We start from the raw sequence: 2,442 nt of genomic DNA, 5'->3' as shown, positions 1-2,442 counted from the left end.
GCAGCGGGGTGGGGGTGGGCGCCAAGCCCCCACCCGGACCTTCGGCCCGACCTCCCCACAAGGGGGAGGTAGAAGTTCAGGCGGCGCAGACTTCGCGGATCGAGCTTTCCAGGATGTCGAGTGCTTCGTTCATGACCTCGTCCTGGATGGTGATCGGCGCCAGGAAGCGGATGACGTTGCCGTAGACACCGCAGGTCAGCAGGATCAGGCCCTTGTCGAGCGCCTTCAACCGGATCGCATTGGCGATCTCGGCCGACGGCAGGCCCTTCTTGACGTCGTTGAACTCGACCGCATTCATGAAGCCGAGGCCTCTGATGTCGACGATCTCGGGCACGTCGTCACGGATCGACTGCAGCCGCTGCTTCAGCCTTGCGCCCAGCGTGTTGGCGCGGTCGCACAGGTTTTCGTCCTCGATCACGTCGAGCACGGCGTGCGCGGCGGCAACACCGATCGGGCTGCCGCCATAGGTGCCGCCGAGCCCGCCGGGGCCGGGCGCATCCATGATTTCGGCGCGGCCGGTGACCGCGGCCAAGGGAAAACCGCCGGCCAGGCTCTTGGCCATGGTGGTGATGTCGGCGGCCACCTCATGGTGATCCATCGCAAACATCTTGCCGGTGCGGGCAAAGCCGGTCTGCACTTCGTCGGCGATCAGCAGCATGCCGTGCTGGTCGCAAAGCTTGCGCAGCGCAACCAGGAAATCACGCGGCGCGTCGTAGAAACCGCCTTCGCCCTGAACCGGCTCGATGATGATGGCTGCGACGCGGGCCGGATCGACATCGGCCTTGAACAGCCGGTCGAGCGCGGCCAGCGAGTCGGCGACCGAGACACCGTGCAGCGGCACCGGGAACGGCGCATGATAGACGTCGCCCGGCATGGCGCCGAAGCCGACCTTGTAGGGCACGACCTTGCCGGTAAGCGCCATGCCCATGAAGGTGCGGCCATGGAAGCCGCCGGCGAAGGCGATGACCGCCTGACGGCCGGTGGCATTGCGGGCGATCTTGATGGCGTTCTCTACCGCCTCGGCCCCGGTGGTGACGAAGATCGTCTTCTTCTCGAACTTGCCAGGCAGCATGCCGTTCAGCCGTTCGGCCAGGCGCACATAGCTCTCATAGGGCACCACCTGGTGGCAGGTGTGGGTGAAGCGGTCGAGCTGTGCCTTGACCGCCTCGATCACCCTGGGATGGCGATGCCCGGTGTTGACCACGGCGATGCCCGACGAGAAATCGATATAGCGACGTCCCTCGACATCCCAGATTTCCGAATTTTCAGCCCGGTCGGCATAGATCTGCGTGGTCATGCCGACGCCGCGGGAAATCGATTGGTTCTTGCGTTCGGAAATGGCTGAATTCTTCATCGTATCCTCACCGGGCCGGCGCCCGTCCTGTTTGATGCCGTTGAGACGTCTTCTGACCTTATTTCACGTTTTCCTCAAGTCGGCACCACCGGCAGGCGATTGGGCCTGCGACAGGTGGATCCCGGCGCTTAACCAGTTGCCCGATACACGTACGACACCGGTTTCCTTTTCCCGGGGATCGACTATCCTCCAGATATCCGCGAGGTCTCGCGATCCGCGCTAGCCGCCCACGGGGCTGGGGGAGTCCATGAGCAGGAACGCGACATCGTCCGTCTCGCGGCCGTCGGTCAAAACCCCCTGCCTGTTTTCTTGTCCGATCGCCTCGGTGCTTTTCGCTTGCACGGCGGCTCTTCTGCTAACCGGCTGCCAGAAGCAGGAGGCGGCGGACAAGAAATTGCCGGTCATGGTGCGCACCGAAACGGTGGCGATGGCCGACTATGCGCCAAGGACCTCACTGACCGGGGTGATCGCGGCGCGTACGCTGAACACTCTGTCGTTCCGGGTCGGCGGTCGCGTCGCCGAACGGTTTGTCGATGTCGGCCAGCATGTCGATCAAGGCACGGTGCTCGCCCGGATCGATCCGCAGGAGCAGGAATCCGATTTGCGCTCGGCGCAGGCCGATCTCGACGCGGCGCAGGCGCAATTGACCCAGTCCGCCGCCGCCTTCGAACGGCAGAAGACGCTGCTCGCCCAGGGTTTTACCACCAGGCGCGATTATGACGCCGCGGACCAGGCCCTGAAGGTGGCACAAGGCAGCGTCGAAGCCGCGCAGAGCGCTTTCTCCAACGCCCAGCAAAACCTGTCCTTCACCGAGCTCAAGGCCGGTGCCGCCGGCGTGATCACCGCCCGCCAAGTCGAAACCGGCCAAGTGGTGCAAGCCGCGCAAACCGTCTTCACCGTCGCCGAGGACGGTGACCGCGACGCCGTGTTCAACGTGCAGGAGACGCTGATCGCCAAGGCACCGGCATCGCCTGCGGTGACGATCACGCTGTTGTCCGATCCGCAGGTCAGGGCGACGGGCAAGGTCCGCGAAATCTCGCCTGCGGTCGACCCGGCTTCGGGCTCGATCCGGGTCAAAATCGCCATTC

At 64.6% G+C, this 2,442-nt stretch carries 2 protein-coding genes; one reads left to right on the top strand and one right to left on the bottom strand.

The annotated features are described in order from the left end of the window. Nucleotides 1–76 precede the first annotated feature (76 nt). A complete protein-coding gene (locus EN984_RS31235; RefSeq protein WP_023811424.1) occupies nt 77–1,354 on the bottom strand; it encodes a 4-aminobutyrate--2-oxoglutarate transaminase in 1,278 nt (425 codons plus the stop codon). A gap of 247 nt (nt 1,355–1,601) precedes the next feature. Between EN984_RS31235 and EN984_RS31230 the strand changes: the two genes are divergently transcribed. Next, nucleotides 1,602–2,442 (top strand): efflux RND transporter periplasmic adaptor subunit (locus tag EN984_RS31230; RefSeq protein WP_127384207.1); only part of this gene is annotated, 841 nt, incomplete at its 3' end.

It is taken from the genome of Mesorhizobium sp. M7A.F.Ca.CA.004.12.1.1 (assembly GCF_003997835.1).
Classification (GTDB): Bacteria; Pseudomonadota; Alphaproteobacteria; order Rhizobiales; family Rhizobiaceae; genus Mesorhizobium.
Note: the sequence above shows the minus strand (reverse complement) of the source record. Positions and strands in the feature narration are given on the sequence as shown.

Coding starts and splice junctions, on each gene's coding strand:
- EN984_RS31235 (WP_023811424.1), bottom strand. CDS start 1,354: ATGAAGAATTCAGCCATTTCCGAACGCAAGAACCAATCGATTTCCCGC.